This window comes from Alteribacillus persepolensis (assembly GCF_900099605.1).
GTDB classification, from domain to species: Bacteria; Bacillota; Bacilli; order Bacillales; family Marinococcaceae; genus Alteribacillus; species Alteribacillus persepolensis.
In genome coordinates this window covers 163,902-180,511 of sequence record NZ_FNDK01000001.1, presented here as the reverse complement: position 1 = coordinate 180,511, position 16,610 = coordinate 163,902, and the positions used below count along the sequence as shown (strand labels likewise).

General features: G+C 42.8%; 18 protein-coding genes. 2 read left to right on the top strand and 16 right to left on the bottom strand.

The genetic code is table 11. From position 1 onward, the window contains the following. The first annotated feature begins 116 nt into the window (after positions 1–116). On the top strand, positions 117–341 hold the full coding sequence (locus BLT18_RS00875; protein ID WP_091270325.1) for a DUF1128 domain-containing protein: 225 nt from the start codon (positions 117–119) through the stop codon (positions 339–341). A 39-nt stretch (positions 342–380) separates the two neighbouring features. On the opposite strand, the gene rnc is transcribed toward BLT18_RS00875, so the two are convergent. The 10 genes from rnc to BLT18_RS00825 all read right to left on the bottom strand — a co-directional run bounded on the left by rnc (position 381) and on the right by BLT18_RS00825 (position 10,236). Then, positions 381–1,172 (bottom strand): ribonuclease III, encoded by a 792-nt coding sequence (gene rnc / locus BLT18_RS00870; RefSeq protein WP_091270323.1) that lies wholly within the window; start codon positions 1,170–1,172, stop codon positions 381–383. Positions 1,173–1,320: 148 nt separating this feature from the next. Beyond that, positions 1,321–1,554: an acyl carrier protein gene (acpP, locus tag BLT18_RS00865; RefSeq protein ID WP_091270321.1), complete on the bottom strand. Its 234-nt coding sequence runs from the start codon at positions 1,552–1,554 to the stop codon at positions 1,321–1,323. A 102-nt stretch (positions 1,555–1,656) separates the two neighbouring features. Further along, on the bottom strand, positions 1,657–2,400 hold the full coding sequence (gene fabG, locus BLT18_RS00860; protein WP_091270319.1) for a 3-oxoacyl-[acyl-carrier-protein] reductase: 744 nt from the start codon (positions 2,398–2,400) through the stop codon (positions 1,657–1,659). Then, on the bottom strand, positions 2,401–3,348 hold the full coding sequence (gene fabD / locus BLT18_RS00855) for an ACP S-malonyltransferase (protein ID WP_091270317.1): 948 nt from the start codon (positions 3,346–3,348) through the stop codon (positions 2,401–2,403). 3 nt (positions 3,349–3,351) lie between these two features. Then, the gene (plsX, locus tag BLT18_RS00850) at positions 3,352–4,341 is read right to left on the bottom strand and encodes a phosphate acyltransferase PlsX (RefSeq protein ID WP_091270315.1); all 990 of its coding nucleotides are present in this window, start codon (positions 4,339–4,341) and stop codon (positions 3,352–3,354) included. Between the two features lie 29 nt (positions 4,342–4,370). Beyond that, positions 4,371–4,925 carry a transcription factor FapR gene (gene fapR, locus BLT18_RS00845; RefSeq protein ID WP_091271116.1) on the bottom strand — a complete coding sequence of 185 codons (555 nt, stop codon included), beginning with the start codon at positions 4,923–4,925 and terminating at the stop codon, positions 4,371–4,373. 91 nt (positions 4,926–5,016) lie between these two features. Further along, entirely contained in the window at positions 5,017–7,062 is a 2,046-nt protein-coding gene (gene recG / locus BLT18_RS00840) for an ATP-dependent DNA helicase RecG (protein ID WP_091271114.1), read from the bottom strand. 152 nt (positions 7,063–7,214) lie between these two features. Continuing rightward, a complete protein-coding gene (locus BLT18_RS00835; RefSeq protein WP_091270314.1) occupies positions 7,215–8,075 on the bottom strand; it encodes a DegV family protein in 861 nt (286 codons plus the stop codon). A 61-nt stretch (positions 8,076–8,136) separates the two neighbouring features. Beyond that, the gene (locus tag BLT18_RS00830; RefSeq protein ID WP_091270312.1) at positions 8,137–9,852 is read right to left on the bottom strand and encodes a DAK2 domain-containing protein; all 1,716 of its coding nucleotides are present in this window, start codon (positions 9,850–9,852) and stop codon (positions 8,137–8,139) included. A 21-nt stretch (positions 9,853–9,873) separates the two neighbouring features. Continuing rightward, on the bottom strand, positions 9,874–10,236 hold the full coding sequence (locus tag BLT18_RS00825) for an Asp23/Gls24 family envelope stress response protein (protein WP_091270305.1): 363 nt from the start codon (positions 10,234–10,236) through the stop codon (positions 9,874–9,876). A gap of 208 nt (positions 10,237–10,444) precedes the next feature. On the opposite strand from BLT18_RS00825, the gene rpmB reads away from it, so the two are divergent. Continuing rightward, positions 10,445–10,633 carry a 50S ribosomal protein L28 gene (gene rpmB, locus BLT18_RS00820; protein ID WP_091270303.1) on the top strand — a complete coding sequence of 63 codons (189 nt, stop codon included), beginning with the start codon at positions 10,445–10,447 and terminating at the stop codon, positions 10,631–10,633. A 116-nt stretch (positions 10,634–10,749) separates the two neighbouring features. On the opposite strand, the gene spoVM is transcribed toward rpmB, so the two are convergent. The 6 genes from spoVM to rlmN all read right to left on the bottom strand — a co-directional run bounded on the left by spoVM (position 10,750) and on the right by rlmN (position 16,604). Beyond that, positions 10,750–10,830 carry a stage V sporulation protein SpoVM gene (gene spoVM, locus BLT18_RS00815; RefSeq protein WP_091270301.1) on the bottom strand — a complete coding sequence of 27 codons (81 nt, stop codon included), beginning with the start codon at positions 10,828–10,830 and terminating at the stop codon, positions 10,750–10,752. A gap of 400 nt (positions 10,831–11,230) precedes the next feature. Next, positions 11,231–11,884, bottom strand: coding sequence for a ribulose-phosphate 3-epimerase (gene rpe, locus BLT18_RS00810; protein WP_091270297.1), 654 nt, complete (start codon positions 11,882–11,884; stop codon positions 11,231–11,233). Between the two features lie 3 nt (positions 11,885–11,887). Next, a complete protein-coding gene (gene rsgA, locus BLT18_RS00805; protein WP_091270295.1) occupies positions 11,888–12,766 on the bottom strand; it encodes a ribosome small subunit-dependent GTPase A in 879 nt (292 codons plus the stop codon). Positions 12,767–12,774: 8 nt separating this feature from the next. Continuing rightward, positions 12,775–14,757 carry a Stk1 family PASTA domain-containing Ser/Thr kinase gene (gene pknB / locus BLT18_RS00800; protein WP_091270293.1) on the bottom strand — a complete coding sequence of 661 codons (1,983 nt, stop codon included), beginning with the start codon at positions 14,755–14,757 and terminating at the stop codon, positions 12,775–12,777. Then, positions 14,757–15,509, bottom strand: coding sequence for a Stp1/IreP family PP2C-type Ser/Thr phosphatase (locus BLT18_RS00795; RefSeq protein WP_091270291.1), 753 nt, complete (start codon positions 15,507–15,509; stop codon positions 14,757–14,759). Before BLT18_RS00795 ends, pknB begins: the two co-directional genes overlap by 1 nt. Positions 15,510–15,518: 9 nt before the next feature. Beyond that, on the bottom strand, positions 15,519–16,604 hold the full coding sequence (gene rlmN, locus BLT18_RS00790) for a 23S rRNA (adenine(2503)-C(2))-methyltransferase RlmN (protein WP_091270289.1): 1,086 nt from the start codon (positions 16,602–16,604) through the stop codon (positions 15,519–15,521). Positions 16,605–16,610 lie beyond the last annotated feature (6 nt).

Genomic DNA, 16,610 nt, shown 5'->3' with positions numbered 1-16,610 from the left:
AATCACAGCCATGGATTTCACCGCCCGTTTGCGCATTTTAAAAAAAACCCCTACAATAAGATGTGGACTAGTAGAGACATCATAAAATATATTTATGTAAAGGCGGGGAAATAAGAGTGAATTTAGAAGAAAAGTCCCAAGAAAATTTACAATTTATGGTTGGTGAAATTACAGCAAAACTGCAAGTTGTGAATAAGGCTGCCATGGAAAGCAACAGCTTTGATTTAAACAACTATGAAGAAATTAAAGACCTTTACGAGATGGTCCAAAGTAAAAACCAATTTAGTGTTAGTGAAATGGATGCGATTATCTCAGAATTGGGAAAGTTAAAAAAGTCTTAATCTCGTGAAAAGAACCACGCGTATCATGCGCGTGGCTTCTTACTCTTCTTTTCCTTTTGGTTCTAACTTCGACAATGCTTGCTGTGCAGCATGCTGTTCTGCTTCTTTTTTGGAGCGGCCTCTTCCTTCTCCTAATACACTGTCATTTAAATACACGGCAGAGACAAACTCGCGGCTGTGAGCTGGACCAATTTCATCTGTAATTTCATAAAAAATCGTCCCCATGTTATCACGCTGAATATGTTCTTGTAATTGGCTTTTGAAATCCATCATATGAGAAAAAGCACCGTCATCAATTTTCGGGTATACGGTTTGTTCTAACAATACATAGACTTTTTCGATGCCTTGATCGAGATACAGAGCACCAACAAATGCTTCAAATACATCTGCTAATAGCGCAGGGCGTTTCCTGCCGCCAGTAATCTCTTCGCCTTTTCCAAGAAATACTAATTCTCCAAAATGGAGCTCTTCTGCTAGATTAGCAAGCGAAGCTTCACATACAATAGCCGCGCGCAATTTTGTCATATCTCCTTCGCTCATCGTAGCAAACCGTTTAAAAAGGTGCTGGGAAACAGCTAGTTCCAATACAGCATCTCCTAAAAATTCCAAACGCTCGTTATCATGAACCGAGCGTATCCGATGCTCATTCACATAGGATGAATGGGTGAAAGCTTGTATTAAAAGTTTGTCATCTTTAAAATGTAGATCAAGCTTCGCCAACATGTGCTGCAGCTTTTGACGATGTTCTTCTGTAAGCACTAATTTTTTTCTTGATCTGCGTCCGCGTGATTGCGAATGCTTTTTCAATGGTTTATGAGATGAGTGTGCCATAGCAGGTCCTCCGTTTTTCTTCCCAGTATCATATCACGTATTTTCAGAGAGGAATCCCCTTGTCTGTATCACGTAAAGAAAAAAGAGACCGTTTAAAGGTCTAATACCTAAAACAGCCTTTGTAACGGCCTCTTTTACAATGTAGCCATTATTGCTGTGCTTCTATGTAGTTAACCACATCAGCAACAGTAGAGATTTTTTCTGCCTCTTCATCAGAAATTTCTAGATCAAATTCATCTTCAAGCTCCATGACGAGCTCAACAACATCAAGTGAATCAGCACCTAAATCGTCTTTGAAAGTAGCCTCTTTTGTTACCTCTGACTCTTCCACCCCAAGACGATCAGCCACGATGCCTTTTACACGTTCTAGTGTATCTGCCATTTCCTTTCACCTCCTTTATAAGATTGTTCACTTCTTAGCTAATTGTCATTATAAGAGAAATGACCGCTATTTGCTAGTTTTGCCTGTAAGGTTTTGTTCAGCTTATGGCATGACCATACCGCCATCGACATGCAATGTTTGGCCGGTCATGTATTTGGCATCGTCAGAAGCAAGAAACCGAACAGTTTTGGCAACATCTTCAGCCTCACCTAATGCACCGAGAGGTATTTGTTCCAATAATGCCGTTTTCGCGTCTTCACCAAGTTCATCCGTCATATCTGTTGCGATAAACCCTGGAGCCACCGCATTGACTCGTATACCGCGCGGCGCAAACTCTCGGGCCAGTGATTTCGTTAAACCTATCACGCCAGCTTTTGCTGCTGTGTAGTTTGCCTGGCCAGCATTTCCCAGCACACCAACGACAGAGGCAATATTAATAATTTGACCGCCGCGCTGCTTCATCATCGGCCGGGCAGCTGCTTTGGCACATTGAAAGACGCCTTTTAAATTCGTATCTAACACAGCGTCCCAATCTTCTTCTTTTAGACGCATAGTCAAGTTATCCCTTGTTATTCCCGCATTGTTCACTAATATGTCTATACGAGAAAATGTATCCATTACTTTTTTTAACATGTCTTTCACATCAGCTTCATTAGACACATCTGCTTGTATACTAAATGATTCAACGCCATATTCTTTGCAAACAGCCACTACTTCTTCTGCTTTTTGGGCACTGCCAGCGTAGTTCACAGCCACGTTAGCACCATTTTTCGCCAGCTCTTCTGCGATTGCTCTGCCGATTCCTCGTGAAGCACCGGTCACTAGTGCTGTTTTTCCTTGTAACAATTAGGATTCCTCCTTTATTTTCTTCACTGCTTTATGAAGGGATTCTTCATCCTGTACAGCAAAGACATTGATACCTCGTCTCTGCACACGGCGCACCAAACCGCTTAATACATTGCCCGGCCCGATTTCAATAAAATTCGTTACTTCTAACTCCAGCAGCCGTCGCACTGTATCCTCCCAATAAACTGGTGACGTTACTTGATTAACCAGCTGCTTTTTCAACTCTGCCGCAGACGTTTCTTCTTTTGCTGAAACATTCGTAATCACTGGCACACCCGCCGCTTGAAATGGTACTGGCTCCAAAACGTCTGCTAATTTTTCTTTTGCCGGTTCCATTAACGTGGAATGAAATGGACCACTCACCTGCAGCGGAATCACCCGCTTAGCACCTTGTTCTTTTGCCATTTCCCCGGCTTTTTCCACTGCTTCTCTCTCACCGGAGATAACGATTTGTCCCGGCGCATTTAAATTGGCTAACTGTACAGGCTCGCTTGTTTGTGATACGTGCTCCGTTATTTTTTTCAACTCATCTCTTTCTACTCCCATCACTGCAGCCATCGTTCCTACTCCAGCAGGAACCGCCTCTTCCATAAACAAACCGCGCTGATGGACAAGCTCTGCCGCTTTTTCAAATGGGATAACACCCGCTGCAACGAGCGCGGAATATTCCCCTAAACTATGCCCTGCCGTGTAGTCTGCTGTAATCCCTTGTTTTTGGACGAGCTCACATAGTGCCGTACTCATCGTTAAAAGAGCAGGCTGTGCGTTTTCTGTCCGCTTTAAGTCTTCTTCCGGTCCATTAAACATAAGTGCAGACAATGAATAGCCCAGCGTCTCATCGGCACTGTCTATCGTTTCTTTTGCTTGTGGGTGCGTTTCATAAATACTTTTTCCCATCCCGACAAATTGTGATCCTTGTCCTGGAAATAAAAATGCTGTTTTCGACATCTCTTATTCCTCCTGTTTACGCACTTCCTCGCTAATCACCTCTGTTACATGCTCGTGAACCATTTGTCTAGCTTGGCGGATAGCATGATAAACAGCCGTATGATCAGATGAGCCATGCGCCTTGATTACGGGAGCTTTCAATCCAAATAAGCCGGCTCCGCCATAATGTGAATAGCTCATTTTTTCTTTGATATTCATAAAACTTGAGCGTAACATTCCAGCTGCAATTTTATTCGTGAAGCTTGATGTTAACTCCTGCTTTAATATCGAAAATAACGTACCTGCTGTCCCTTCAATTGATTTTAATACTAAGTTGCCAGAAAACCCATCACAAACAGCTACATCGCATACACCATTTAATAAATCCCTGGCCTCTACGTTGCCGACAAAATGGACAGGGGCTTCTTGCAATAAGGTAAATGCTGCTTTTGTTAACTCATTGCCTTTTCCGTCTTCTGTTCCAACGTTAACCAGACCAACTTTTGGACGCTGCACTTTTTTGACATTCTCCATATAAACAGAACCCATATACGCATTTTGCAGCAAATGTTCTGGCTTAGCATCAACATTCGCTCCCACATCTAAGAGAAGAAAACCTTCTCCATCAATGGTTGGAAGCATTGGTGCCAGCGCCGGGCGTTCTATTCCATCAATCCGTCCAACATGAAGGAGCCCCGCTGTCATCAATGCCCCCGTATTTCCAGATGAAATGCACGCATCAGCACGTCCCTCCCGTACTTCACGTACACTTAACACCATCGAAGCGTTTTTCTTTCTGCGAACCGCTTGCGTTGGTGTGTCCTCATCTTCTATTTTTTCTTCCGTATGTAATACAGAAATATTCTCTGCTTTCGTTAAGTGCTCGCGAATTTTCGGCTCATCACCTACTAATGCAATTTCAATATCTTTAAAAGAGCGTACTGCCGCCATCGCACCTGCCACATGTGCTTTCGGGGCATTGTCTCCCCCCATTGCATCGATGACAATTTTCATGAATGTTTTCTCCTTTATATGAAATTACTTTATCTATGAGAACGAAACATAACGAATTCGCCTTGAAATACAATTTCTTGATTAACCCTGCTTGCCACTTCGACTACCGTCTTCACTTTTCCTGTCTCTTGGACGGTGGCTTTGGCAATAACTCTTTCGCTTTCTTTAACTTGCCTCGTAAAATGAACATTGGCTCTGCTCGTTAATGCCAATTCATCATTAATAATAGCAACAGCCAAGGAATTAGCTTGGGCAAATAAGTAATGTCCTCTTGCAATACCATTTCGGGAAAAAACATGCTCTTTTCCGATGTCTAAAATGGATATTGCTTCTTCATCCAAGCGCAAATCCACAATTTCTCCAATGACCTCTTCTAAAGGCAGTGCTTTCACCTCATCAAGATGTTCTCTTGCCACATGCTTAATCCGCTCCCGCAGTTCTGGAATCGACAATTCAAGCCTGTCCAAACGGATGGTTTGTACGCTCACACCAAATATATCCGCCAGCGTTTCATCGGTAATAAAAGGGTCATTGGCTATTTTTTCTTTTAGCTGCTGCTGCCGCTCTCGTTTACTGCGTTTCAATCCTAACACCATCCGCTTCTATGACTAGGTACTAAAAGTAGTATATATCTCCAGTTTTTTGTTTTCAAGCATTTTTCTGGCAATCTGTGAACTAATCCAGCTTCTCTCCGCTTATAACACCGCTTTGTTGAACGATTTCCCGTAAATGTTGATACGAAGAAGCGCTCCAGAATTCTTTACTTTGAATAAGTGAAGCTGCGTCCTGCCTTGCTGTCTCCAATGCTCTGTAATCATGGACAGGATCGGCTATTTTAAAATCTGGCAAACCGCTTTGCTTTTTGCCAAAAAAGTCACCAGGACCACGCAGCTCCAGATCTTTTTCTGATAAAGCAAAACCATTCTCTGTCTCTTGCATAATCTGCATTCGCTCTTTTCCTGTTTCTCCTTTTGGATCTGCTAGTAAAATACAGTATGACTGGTAGCTGCCGCGCCCTACACGTCCTCTTAACTGGTGGAGCTGGGACAAACCGAACCGATCGGCATCATAGATGAGCATGACAGTAGCATTTGGAACATTTACGCCTACTTCAACGACCGTTGTTGATACAAGGATTTGCACATCATTACTAGCAAACTGCTCCATCACTTGCTCTTTTTCCTGCGCCGTAAGCCTTCCATGCAAAATTCCTACATTATTTTCCGCAAAATATTGTGCTAACTGCGCATGCACGTCAATGGCATTTTGTACATCCAGCTTATCCGATTCTTCAATTAACGGACAAATAACATAAGCCTGCCTGCCGCTGTTTATTTGCTTTCCAATAAATCGCAGCACCCGTTCAAGCATTTGATGCTTGACCCAGTACGTTTCAATTGGTTTTCTCCCGGATGGAAGTTCATCTATAACGGATACATCCATATCACCAAATGTAGTAATAGCAAGTGTCCGCGGAATTGGCGTCGCTGTCATAAATAAAACATCTACTTCATAGCCTTTATCACGAAGTGCCCGACGTTGTTCTACACCAAAACGATGCTGTTCATCAGTAATGACAAGTCCTAAGCGCCGAAATGCAACATCTTCTTGAATCAAAGCATGGGTGCCTATAACAATATGAGCAGTTCCCTGTTCAACCGCCGCTGTTATTTCTTTTCTTGCTTTTCCTTTGGTTGACCCAGTCAACAACACAATCTCGATACCGGTATGCTGAAACAACTCCTGCAAGCCTTGATAATGTTGTTCCGCCAAAATCTCTGTCGGAACCATTAAAGCCGACTGGCTCCCTGCTAGATAAACAGCGTACATAGCAATAGCAGCAACAGCGGTTTTCCCCGAACCAACATCCCCTTGCAGCAGCCTGTTCATTCGAAGCGGCTCTTGTAAATCATTGGTGATTTCTTTGACGGCTTTTCGTTGGGCGCCGGTTAACACAAATGGAAGCTCGTTAATAAATTCTATTAACTCTGCATCGCTAAACACATGATAGTGACCTCCAGCGCTGTAACGTTCCTGCCGTTTAAAAGCTTGCATTTTCAATTGAAATAGCAGAAATTCTTCATAAATAAAACGCCGCCGTGCATGCTTTAACTGCTGCTTGTTCCTGGGAAAATGAATCGCAGATAATGCTTGCTTTCGGTTGGGCAGCTTATAAGCTGACAGAAATGACAGAGGAAGAATTTCTTGGACAAGGTCACTGTATTCGCTCAAAGCTGTTTTCATGTATCGGCGCAGCTGCTTGACAGACACGCTGCCGCTTGCCGAATATACCGGCTGAAGCTCCTGAGTTGGATCGGGCTCTCCTTGTTTAAAATCCTGCACCGTAATCGTCAGCTTATGTTTGTTCCACTTTCCCGACACCGTAATCATTTCCCCGCGCTTCAGCCTGTTTTTTAAAAATGCTCGATTGAAAAATACCGCGGTGATAAGGATATTGTCAGCAAGAATACGAACTGTCATTCTTGATTTTTTTTTGCCGTAAAAACGAATAGCCGGCTCTGTTTGAATAGTACCTGCAATTGTTACATGATCATCATGCCGAAGCTGCTCTATCGGTTCCACTTCATGGTTATCGTATCGATAAGGAAAGTGCTGCAGCAAATCAGATACTGTTTCAATTCCTAATTGCTGCAAATCTTTCTCTTTTTCTTCCCCTACCCCTTTTAACATGGAGATCGGTTTTTTTAGTTCTTTAGACACCTTCATTCACCGGAGTACTCTCCTTCATGTCCCATCCTTCTTTCCTTCCGGTATCCATTTTTCATCCTCCTGCCGCTAACTGAACTGGTAAACACTTACACTGCATGAAACATGGGACTGTCCTATAAATATTATCTAGGACAGCCCCATGTTTACTTTGCGGGCATAACTGTCACCGCTACCGATTCAGGTCCCACATGAGAACCAATTACTGCACCGATTTCTGTAATAGTTGTTGATTCTACTTGAAGGGAGGACGTTGTTTTTTCTAACAATTCCTCTCCGCTTTCTAAGGCATTCGCGTGGCAGATGCCAATGTGAACCGGCTTGCTGCCGTACTGCTCATTCACAGCTTCACGAATGGCTGCCAATGCTTTCTTTCGTCCTCTGGCTTTAAAATACGGGTACACTTGGCCATCTTCTGACAAACTAAGCACTGGTTTGACTTTTAACAGTGTTCCAAACAATGCCGAAGCCTTACCAATACGCCCGTTTTTTTGCAGATATTCAAGTGTATTAACTAAGAAATATACCTTTGTCTCCTCGAGGAGCGTATTTAATCTTTCTTTACATGCTTTCACGTCAGCTCCGTCCTGTGCTAACTTTGCTATTTCAACAACAATAATGCCAATTGCATAGGAAGCACGCTTGGAATCAACCACGTCCACATGTACCGCGTCTTTTACTTCTTCAGCAGCAAGCGTAGCTGATTGCATCGTACCACTTAATTGAGATGAAAGATGAATAGAGAGGATTGTTACTTCATCGGCTTCATTTTCAGCAATTCGTCGGTATACTGTTTCAAACTCATAAGGAGTCGGCTGTGATGTCGAAGGCAGCTCCTCTGAGCTTTCGATTTTTTGGTAAAACGCTTCCGTCGTCAAATTTACCCCGTCCTGAAACGTTTCATTACCAATCGCAACTTTTAGTGGTACTACCGTAATATCATATTTCTTTACGAGATCTTTTGGAATATCGGCCGTGCTGTCTGTAACAATTTTTACACGTCCCATCGCAGATTCCCCTTCCTCATTTCTACCGTATTTCCGTTGAGACGGCCGATGGTTAATACCGTTATTCCACAGCGATAATATAAGAATAGAGAGGCTGGCCGCCTTCATGTACTTCTACTTCGACGTCTTCAAAGTTTTTCTCCACGTAGTTTACAATGACATTATCCGTGGATGTTTGTCCGTTTTCCCCACGTATTAATGTTACAATTTCTGTGGTTTCATCTACCATGTTCTCGAGAAGCTGCGTTGTTACTTCCTCTACGTTTTTGCCAGAAGCTACAATATCTTTATCCCATATTCCCATGTAATCGCCTTTTGCTATGTCCATTCCATCAATGGATGTATCTCTGACAGCATACGTCACTTGACCTGTTTTGACTTCTTGTCTGGCTGCCTGCATAGCTTGTTTGTTTTCTTCAAAACCGGCTTGGTCGTGAAAAGCAATCATTGCACTTAATCCTTCTGGCACCGACTTGGTAGGAATAACTTCTACATGTTTGTCACTGACATCAGCCGCCTGTTCAGCCGCCATTACAATATTGCCGTTGTTTGGAAGAACAAAAATGTGCTCTGCGTTCACCTTTTTTATCGCATTCATAATATCTTCTGTGCTTGGATTCATCGTCTGGCCGCCGGCAATCACTTCATTGGCACCCAGCCCTTTAAACAACGCTTTAATGCCTTCTCCCATGGAAACCGTGACAAACCCATATTGAGCTTCATCATTCGGTGCTGGCGCTTCGTGCTGTTCTTCATGTGATGCACTTGTCTGTTCTTCATGTGATGCACTTGTCTGTTCTTCCTGCTGAAGCGCACGGTGCTGCTCTCTCATATTATCAATTTTCACATGTACAAGACTGCCGTACTTTTGGGAAGTAGTCAGCACATCTCCTGGATATTCAGCGTGAATATGTATTTTCACGAGATCCTCATCACTTACAACTAACAGCGAGTCTCCAAACTTAGCAAGTTCATTTCGAAACGTTGTCTCATCAAAATGATGTTGTTTTAACTTGTCTTCATCAAAGGAAACCATAACTTCTGTGCAATAGCCAAACTCAATGTCTTCTGTACTTATATGGGATTGAGCGTTTTGGTGATGTTCCACCTTTACTAAATCATCCAAAGACGGAGCTGGCTGTGACTGCGCTTTCTCTTTGGAAATATTCCCCTCAAGCACCTCAAGCATCCCATGATAAATATATACAAGACCTTGACCGCCAGAGTCCACTACTCCAACTTCTTTTAACACGGGCAGAAGTTCTGGCGTTTTCTCAAGCGATGCTTCTGCCTTCTTAACCACAGAGCTCATCCATGCAGCTGCTGAGCTATGCTCTGACTGATCATTTTCTGCAGCGTCTTTTGCAACGGTTAAAATCGTCCCTTCTACCGGTTTCATCACTGCTTTATACGCAGTCGTTACACCTTCTTCTAATGCCTGTTCCAAGTCGCGAACACTCAGTGTTTCCTTCTTTTCCACCGCTTTTGCAAAACCTCGAAAAAGCTGAGAGAGAATAACACCTGAGTTTCCTCTTGCACCCATAAGCAGCCCTTTAGAAAAAGATTTTGCCACTTTGCCGGCATGATTATCTGCGGCAGACTGTACTTCTTTTATGCCAGATTGAATCGTTAAATTCATATTTGTACCTGTATCTCCATCTGGTACCGGAAATACATTTAATGCATCTACTGTTTTTACATTTTTAGCGAGTATTGCTGCTCCTTGTTCAAACATAGAGGCAAGCTTTTTACCTTCTACTGCTTCACTCAATGCCATTTCCTCCTAACTTCCTCTTTCCTACGACTGTGCCACTCGTACCCCTTGTACGTAAACGTTCACAGAATCAACTGTTAATCCAAGCATTTGCTGCAATTGATACTTGACTTTGCTTTGAACGTTATATGCTACTTCTGAAATTTTCGTTCCATAACTTACAATAATATACATATCGATATGAATGCCTTCATCCGCTTCACGGATCACAACTCCACGGGAAAAATTATCACGTCCGAGTATTTCAGATAATCCGTCTTTGATTTGTTTTTGTGATGCCATTCCGACAATGCCGTAGCAGTCTACTGCTGCTCCGCCCGCAATAGTCGCAACGACTTCTGTTGAAACATCTATCGATCCTAACTGGGAATTCATTTCAATTGTCATGAAAGAGCCTCCTTATCCGGTACCTTCAAATTGCTACGCTTTATTTTACTATACTCTCTCTCTTTTTAAAAGTCGGCAAATACAAACGATACATGGGTTTCCTCTTCGCCTTTCCAACAAGTTGCGATTGCAATAACATAGGCACTATGCTAAAATATTTAAGTATGCTTTGAAAATGAAAGATGGAATGAATAAGGAGGTGCATGTCATGGCACGTAAATGCTACGTGACAGGCAAAGGGCCGAAATCCGGTCATAACCGTTCTCACGCAAACAATGCTACAAAGCGCCGCTGGGGCTCTAACGTTCAAAAAGTACGCATCATGGTAGATGGTAAACCAAAACGTGTTTATGTTTCTGCTCGCGCATTGAAATCAGGCAAAGTCCAGCGCGTATAATACAAACCTTAAGTGAAAAACGGAAAAAACAACCCCGGAACTGTTTTTTCATGGAAGGACAGTTTCCGGGGTTTATCATGTTTTCTTTTTAGTTAACATAATATAATTATATAAACCTATTCTTTTTTGATGGTACCAATGACGGCGCGTACGAATCCTCCCAGGAATTTCGGCAGTTTAATGGTATAAAACTTCATGATAATTCCTCCTCTTTCCTTTACTATAATGCGGCACGCGCCGCTTTCATTCACGTCGTTTTTCCTTTCCATATACACTCTTTCTATACAAACGTCGTTTTCCTAATTTCATTCTTTTATATGTATATTCAGGAACTTTAAAATAGTACATAGAAAATCTTGAAAAAAATCATAAAAAACCGGTTTAGCTCTAAGAAAAGCGCAGGCGCCTTAAAAGAAAGACGTTCAGCTGAGAGCGTCACGTCGTATGTGCCCGGGTGCTTGGGCTAGTATAAAAAACCGGTCGATAACATATGTATGAGAACCTGAAACATCCTGTCTTGTATCCTTGCTTATCTTAATAAAAAGAGCTGTCCTGCCTTGCTGTAAAAACAAGGAAGAACAGCTCTGCTATACTATGTTAGGAATTTTCTCCGCGTATGGCTGAAATGGCTGCTTCGCGGTCTTGCTGCTTATAAACAGCAGAACCAGCCACTAATACGTTTGCTCCGGCTTCTCGGCATAATTTAGCGGTTTCGGCATTCACCCCGCCATCCACCTCTATATCTGCATCACTGCCAGCTTCTTTCAGCATTGTTTGAACGTGCTCGATTTTAGAAAGCACTTCAGGGATAAATGCTTGTCCTCCAAAACCAGGATTGACTGTCATTAATAAAACAAGATCCACATCTTTTATGACATGTTTAATAGCCTCTACCGGCGTGGCTGGATTGATTACCACACCTGCTTTTATCCCCTGTGACTTTATGAGGTGAATCGTACGGTGCAAGTGCGGACATGCTTCTGTATGCACTGATATGATATCAGCTCCGGCTTTGACAAAATCACTGATGTAATGATCTGGCTTTTCAATCATTAAGTGAACATCAAGCGGGAGTTTCGTGTGAGGGCGGACAGCCTCTACAATTAGCGGTCCAATCGTTATGTTAGGAACAAAGTGTCCGTCCATTACATCAATATGAATATAATCTGCGCCGCCTTGGTCAACATCAATAATTTCTTCTTTCAATTGCGAAAAATCCGCTGACAATATCGATGGTGCTACTTTTATCATCTGCTAATACCTCCGTTGTGCATGTATTTCTTCATAAAACTGCAAATAATGATTGTAACGATACGACGGGATATTTTCATCCTCCACTGCTTGTTTGACTGCACAGCCCGGCTCTTTGCGATGTGTACAACCACGAAACTTGCACTGAGCGAGCCTGTCTTTCATTTCTGGAAAACATACATCTAAGTCCTCTTCATGAACAGCCTGAAAATCCAGCGAACTAAACCCTGGTGTATCCGCCACCCAGCCACCGTGGACAGAGTGAAGTTCCACATGCCTTGTCGTATGTTTTCCTCTGCCAAGATGCGTGGAAATTTCGGCTGTTTCCAGCTCCAACGACGGATCGAGCGCATTTAATAATGTCGATTTTCCGACACCTGATTGACCTGCTGCGATAGACACTTTCTGTTCAAGCCAAGGTTTGATTTCTTCCATTCCTTGATTGTTTTTACTAGAAACAAACACAAATGGGTACCCCATCACTTGATAATCATGCTGACACTCAAGCAGCTCCTGCTCACGCTTTTGAGCCGCTAAATCAAATTTATTAATAATAATTACCGGCCAAATATCAAGCGATTCCATGTGGACGAGAAAGCGGTCAAGCAGCAGCGTGGAAAACGCTGGCTCTTCGGCAGAAAAAACGAGCAGCGCTTGGTCGACGTTTGCAACAGGCGGGCGGTTTATTTCGTTACGGCGCTCTTTTATTTCATAAATATATCCTTCTTCTTTTTGTTCTGCTTCAAAAAATACATAATCTCCAACCAGAGGTTTGATTTTCTGTTTTCGAAACAATCCTCTGCCTCGGCACTGAAATACACCATTTTCATTTTCTACATAATAAAAGCCGCTCAAAGATTTAATAATAATCCCTTCGTCCATAAATCCTCCTATTCATCTCCATAAGAAAAAGTGTTCGATTGAACTTCTTCGTCGTCGACAAACAAAACGTAGCGTCCATCTGTTTCCGGTGTTACTTCTAAAGGCACACGATATGTTTTCGTCTCAGAAATTGTTTCTTCAACAAAAACCTCTTCCTGCTCTGTTGTATTATCTTCGTAAACGATACGGATATCGAATGCTGGTGCCTCTTCGCTGTCTTCCGTTTGTTCCACTTCTACTGGTATCACTGCTTCTATTTGCTCCACTGCCGTTTCTTCTTCTGTTTGCTCCGGGCCTTCTGAAATCACAAATGCCACTTCGTCACCTTCTTTAACATTGGTGTACGGCCCAGGTGTATGTTCAATCACACGTCCACTTCTTATTTCTTCAGAATAACTTGTTTCAAAGCTTCCATTCAACCGGTGATTTTCTAAATATCTCTCTACTGCATCTTTTGACTCACCTTCCAAGTTATCCAAGGTGAATTCCGGTCTCGTGCTATAAGTTAATTGGACAGTTGTGTCTTCTTGAACAACTTCGTCTCCGGCTTCCGGACTCTGCCCAATGATGGTATCAGGTGGATGCTCGGACGTTTCCTGCGAGGCAAACTCTACTTGTTCAAAGTCATTCAGCCTCTCTTCTGCTTCTTTACGATTTAAACCGGTCACATCTGGCATTTCGACTCTTTCGGGTCCTTCACTTACATAAAGCGTCACCGTACTATCCATTTTCACTGTTGTGCCCCCGCCGGGATCTTGATTAACAACGTGATTTTCTTCGATGTCATTATCGGCTATCGTTTCAATTTCAGGTTCTAACTCGGCCGATTCAATTTGTGCAACTGCTTCTTCTTCTACCATATTTCCCACGTCCGGCACTTCTGTTTCATCGACTGTAAACAAACTAGGAAGTACCGTGAACGCCGTGGCTGCAGCCGCTGTGAAGAAAAGCAGCAGAAACAGAAGAATCCATATCCAGCGCTTTTTGCTTTTCTTTTTCGGAGAGACAGGCGGGGGGATATCTTTTGTGACATCGCGGTTTACTGTTGTTTCCTGCTCTGCTATTTTCGTTTCTTCTGATACAGATTGTTCATCTTTTATTATCGGTACTGCTTTTGTTTGTTCTTTGTCCTCTTCAATGACAAACGGAGCTTCATTACGACGTTCCTGCGATAGAACAGTCTTTAAATCCTCTTGCATCGCAAAGACATTTTCATATCGGTCATGCGGATCTTTCACTGTTGCTTTTAAAATGACATTCTCTACACTTTGCGGAAGACCTGGGCGTTTTTCTGACGGCTTTGGCAAGGGTTCTTGCAAATGTTTTAAAGCAACGCTGACAGCAGAATCCCCTGTATAAGGGAGAGCACCTGTTACCATTTCATACAACACAATGCCTAGCGAGTAAATATCGGATTGAGCCGTTATATGTCCGCCTTTGGCTTGTTCTGGTGATAAATAATGGACAGACCCCATCACTGAGTTTGTGTGTGTAATCGTTTGAGCAGAAGACGCACGAGCAATACCAAAGTCAGTAACTTTCGCCTCACCAAAGTGGTTTAACAAAATATTATGAGGCTTTATATCTCGGTGTATAATGCCATTCGCATGGGCATGGCCCATTGCTTCGAGGATTTTTCCCATTAACTCCACTGACTGTTCGAGAGGTAGCGGCCCTTGATGCTGAATTTTCTCTTTCAACGTCTCCCCTTCAATATACTCCATGACAATATAGTATAGATTCTCTTCTTCGCCTACATCATAAATATTTACAATGTTTGGGTGAGCAAGGCTTGTAGCCGCTTGTGCTTCTCGATGAAAGCGGCGTATGAATTCTTCATCTGAATTATACTGAGGCTGAAGTACTTTGACAGCAACCGGACGTTCTAAAATAATATCTTGCGCCTTGTAAACATGAGCCATTCCGCCGCCGCCAATTTTTTCTTCGATATGATAGCGGTCGCTTATTCTCTGGCCAATTAGCTCAGACATTACATCAGCCCCTCTTCAAGCGGGATATTTTCTACAACAGCCAGTGTAATGTTATCTTCTCCGCCGCGATCCTTTGCCATATGTACAAGATGTTCAGCCTGTTCACGGAGAGAAGACTGCTGAGAAAGCGTCTGTTCGATTTCATTATCGGTCACTTTATTTGTTAACCCATCGGAACAAAGCACAACGGCATCTCCTTTTTTCCACTCCAACACCGTTTGCTCGCTTTTCAAAGAAACTTCTGTACCTAATGCTCTTGTGAGAATATTTTTCTGCGGATGATTGTCTGCTTCTTGAGCCGTCAACTGACCACTTTTTTTCAACTCGTTTACAAGCGAATGATCCTCCGTTTTCAACTGCAGCTCTTGGTCGGTCCACAAATAAGCTCGGCTGTCTCCAACGTGTGTAATGACGATAAACGAACGGGTACATACAACAGCGACAAGTGTTGTTCCCATTCCTTGCAAATGACGATTTTTGCCAGCTTGTTCGAACACTTTCTCATTTATTTCTTGGAAAGCACGTTCTAACCATTTCCCTGCTTTGTCTGGTGTTAATGTTTCATTTAAACCTTCAAACGACTCCCTCAACATGTCCGTTGTCATTTGGCTGGCAACATCTCCAGCTTGATGGCCGCCCATTCCGTCGGCCACCACAGCTAGATAGTCTCCTGTTTTATTCACAAACACACCGCCAGCATCTTCATTGTGTTCACGAACCTTTCCGGTATCCGTTAAAAATACAGTATTCACAAACAGGGGTCACCTCGTTTCTTGTTTCCGTTCCTTTGCGCGCAGCTGTCCGCATGCTGCATCAATGTCGTGTCCTTGCTCACGGCGAATGGTCACATTAACGTCACGTTCTTTCAAGGTCCGCTCAAACGCAAAGATATCATCTCGTTTTGTTCTTACGTAATCGCGTTCAGGAACGTAGTTGACTGGGATTAAGTTCACATGGCATTTCAACCCTTCAATGACATCAGCCAGTTCTTCGGCATGTTCCACTTGGTCATTTACCCCGCCAAACAACCCGTACTCAAATGTAACACGTCTGTTTGTTTTGTTCTGGTAGTAACGAATAGAATCCATTAACTTATCAAGCGGCCATGCACGGTTTACTGGCATCAATCTGCTGCGGATTTCCGTGTTAGGCGCATGCAGCGATATCGCAAAATTAACCTGCATACCCTCATCTGCAAAATCATAAATGCGCGGGACCATTCCACTTGTTGATACAGTAATATGACGCGCGCCGATGTTTAATCCTTCATCATGATTAATAACTTTAAGAAAAGACATCAGTTCATCGTAATTATCAAATGGCTCTCCAATCCCCATAACAACTACAGAATCAACACGTTCTCCCTTTTCATCTAATGCACGCTGCGCTTCTAATACTTGGGCAGTAATTTCCCCAGCTTCTAGGTTGCGTTTTAGACCGCCTAACGTTGAAGCACAAAATGTACAGCCTAACCGGCAGCCAACTTGAGTTGTGACACAAACACTATTCCCATAGTTATGTTTCATCACAACCGTTTCTATTGTGTATCCATCCTGCAGTTCAAATAATAGTTTCACTGTTCCATCTTGAGACTCTTGTTTAGTGGCCTGCTTTAGTGCAGTGATAGAGAATGAATCAGCCAACTTCTGGCGTAGTTTTTTCGATAAATTCGTCATTTCTTCAAAATCTTGTGCGCGCTTTTGATACAGCCATTCAAAGATTTGATCAGCACGAAACGCAGGTTCATGCTGCTCTTTCAACCAATCTTTTAATTCTTCATAACGCAACGTATATATTGATGTTTTGCCTGGTGCCTCTGCGGCGACTTTTTTCTTTAGCTGCTGCATGGGTAT

What these genes read in the sequence shown, in the direction of transcription:
- rnc (WP_091270323.1), bottom strand. Translation starts at nt 1,172, where the DNA reads ATGGCACACTCATCTCATAAACCATTGAAAAAGCATTCGCAATCACGC.
- acpP (WP_091270321.1), bottom strand. Translation starts at nt 1,554, where the DNA reads ATGGCAGATACACTAGAACGTGTAAAAGGCATCGTGGCTGATCGTCTT.
- fabD (WP_091270317.1), bottom strand. Translation starts at nt 3,348, where the DNA reads ATGTCGAAAACAGCATTTTTATTTCCAGGACAAGGATCACAATTTGTC.
- plsX (WP_091270315.1), bottom strand. Translation starts at nt 4,341, where the DNA reads ATGAAAATTGTCATCGATGCAATGGGGGGAGACAATGCCCCGAAAGCA.
- BLT18_RS00835 (WP_091270314.1), bottom strand. Translation starts at nt 8,075, where the DNA reads ATGGGACGTGTAAAAATTGTTACAGACAGCACGGCCGATATTCCAAAA.
- BLT18_RS00830 (WP_091270312.1), bottom strand. Translation starts at nt 9,852, where the DNA reads ATGGCATTGAGTGAAGCAGTAGAAGGTAAAAAGCTTGCCTCTATGTTT.
- BLT18_RS00825 (WP_091270305.1), bottom strand. Translation starts at nt 10,236, where the DNA reads ATGACAATTGAAATGAATTCCCAGTTAGGATCGATAGATGTTTCAACA.
- rpmB (WP_091270303.1), top strand. Translation starts at nt 10,445, where the DNA reads ATGGCACGTAAATGCTACGTGACAGGCAAAGGGCCGAAATCCGGTCAT.
- spoVM (WP_091270301.1), bottom strand. Translation starts at nt 10,830, where the DNA reads ATGAAGTTTTATACCATTAAACTGCCGAAATTCCTGGGAGGATTCGTA.
- rpe (WP_091270297.1), bottom strand. Translation starts at nt 11,884, where the DNA reads ATGATAAAAGTAGCACCATCGATATTGTCAGCGGATTTTTCGCAATTG.
- rsgA (WP_091270295.1), bottom strand. Translation starts at nt 12,766, where the DNA reads ATGGACGAAGGGATTATTATTAAATCTTTGAGCGGCTTTTATTATGTA.
- pknB (WP_091270293.1), bottom strand. Translation starts at nt 14,757, where the DNA reads ATGTCTGAGCTAATTGGCCAGAGAATAAGCGACCGCTATCATATCGAA.
- rlmN (WP_091270289.1), bottom strand. Translation starts at nt 16,604, where the DNA reads ATGCAGCAGCTAAAGAAAAAAGTCGCCGCAGAGGCACCAGGCAAAACA.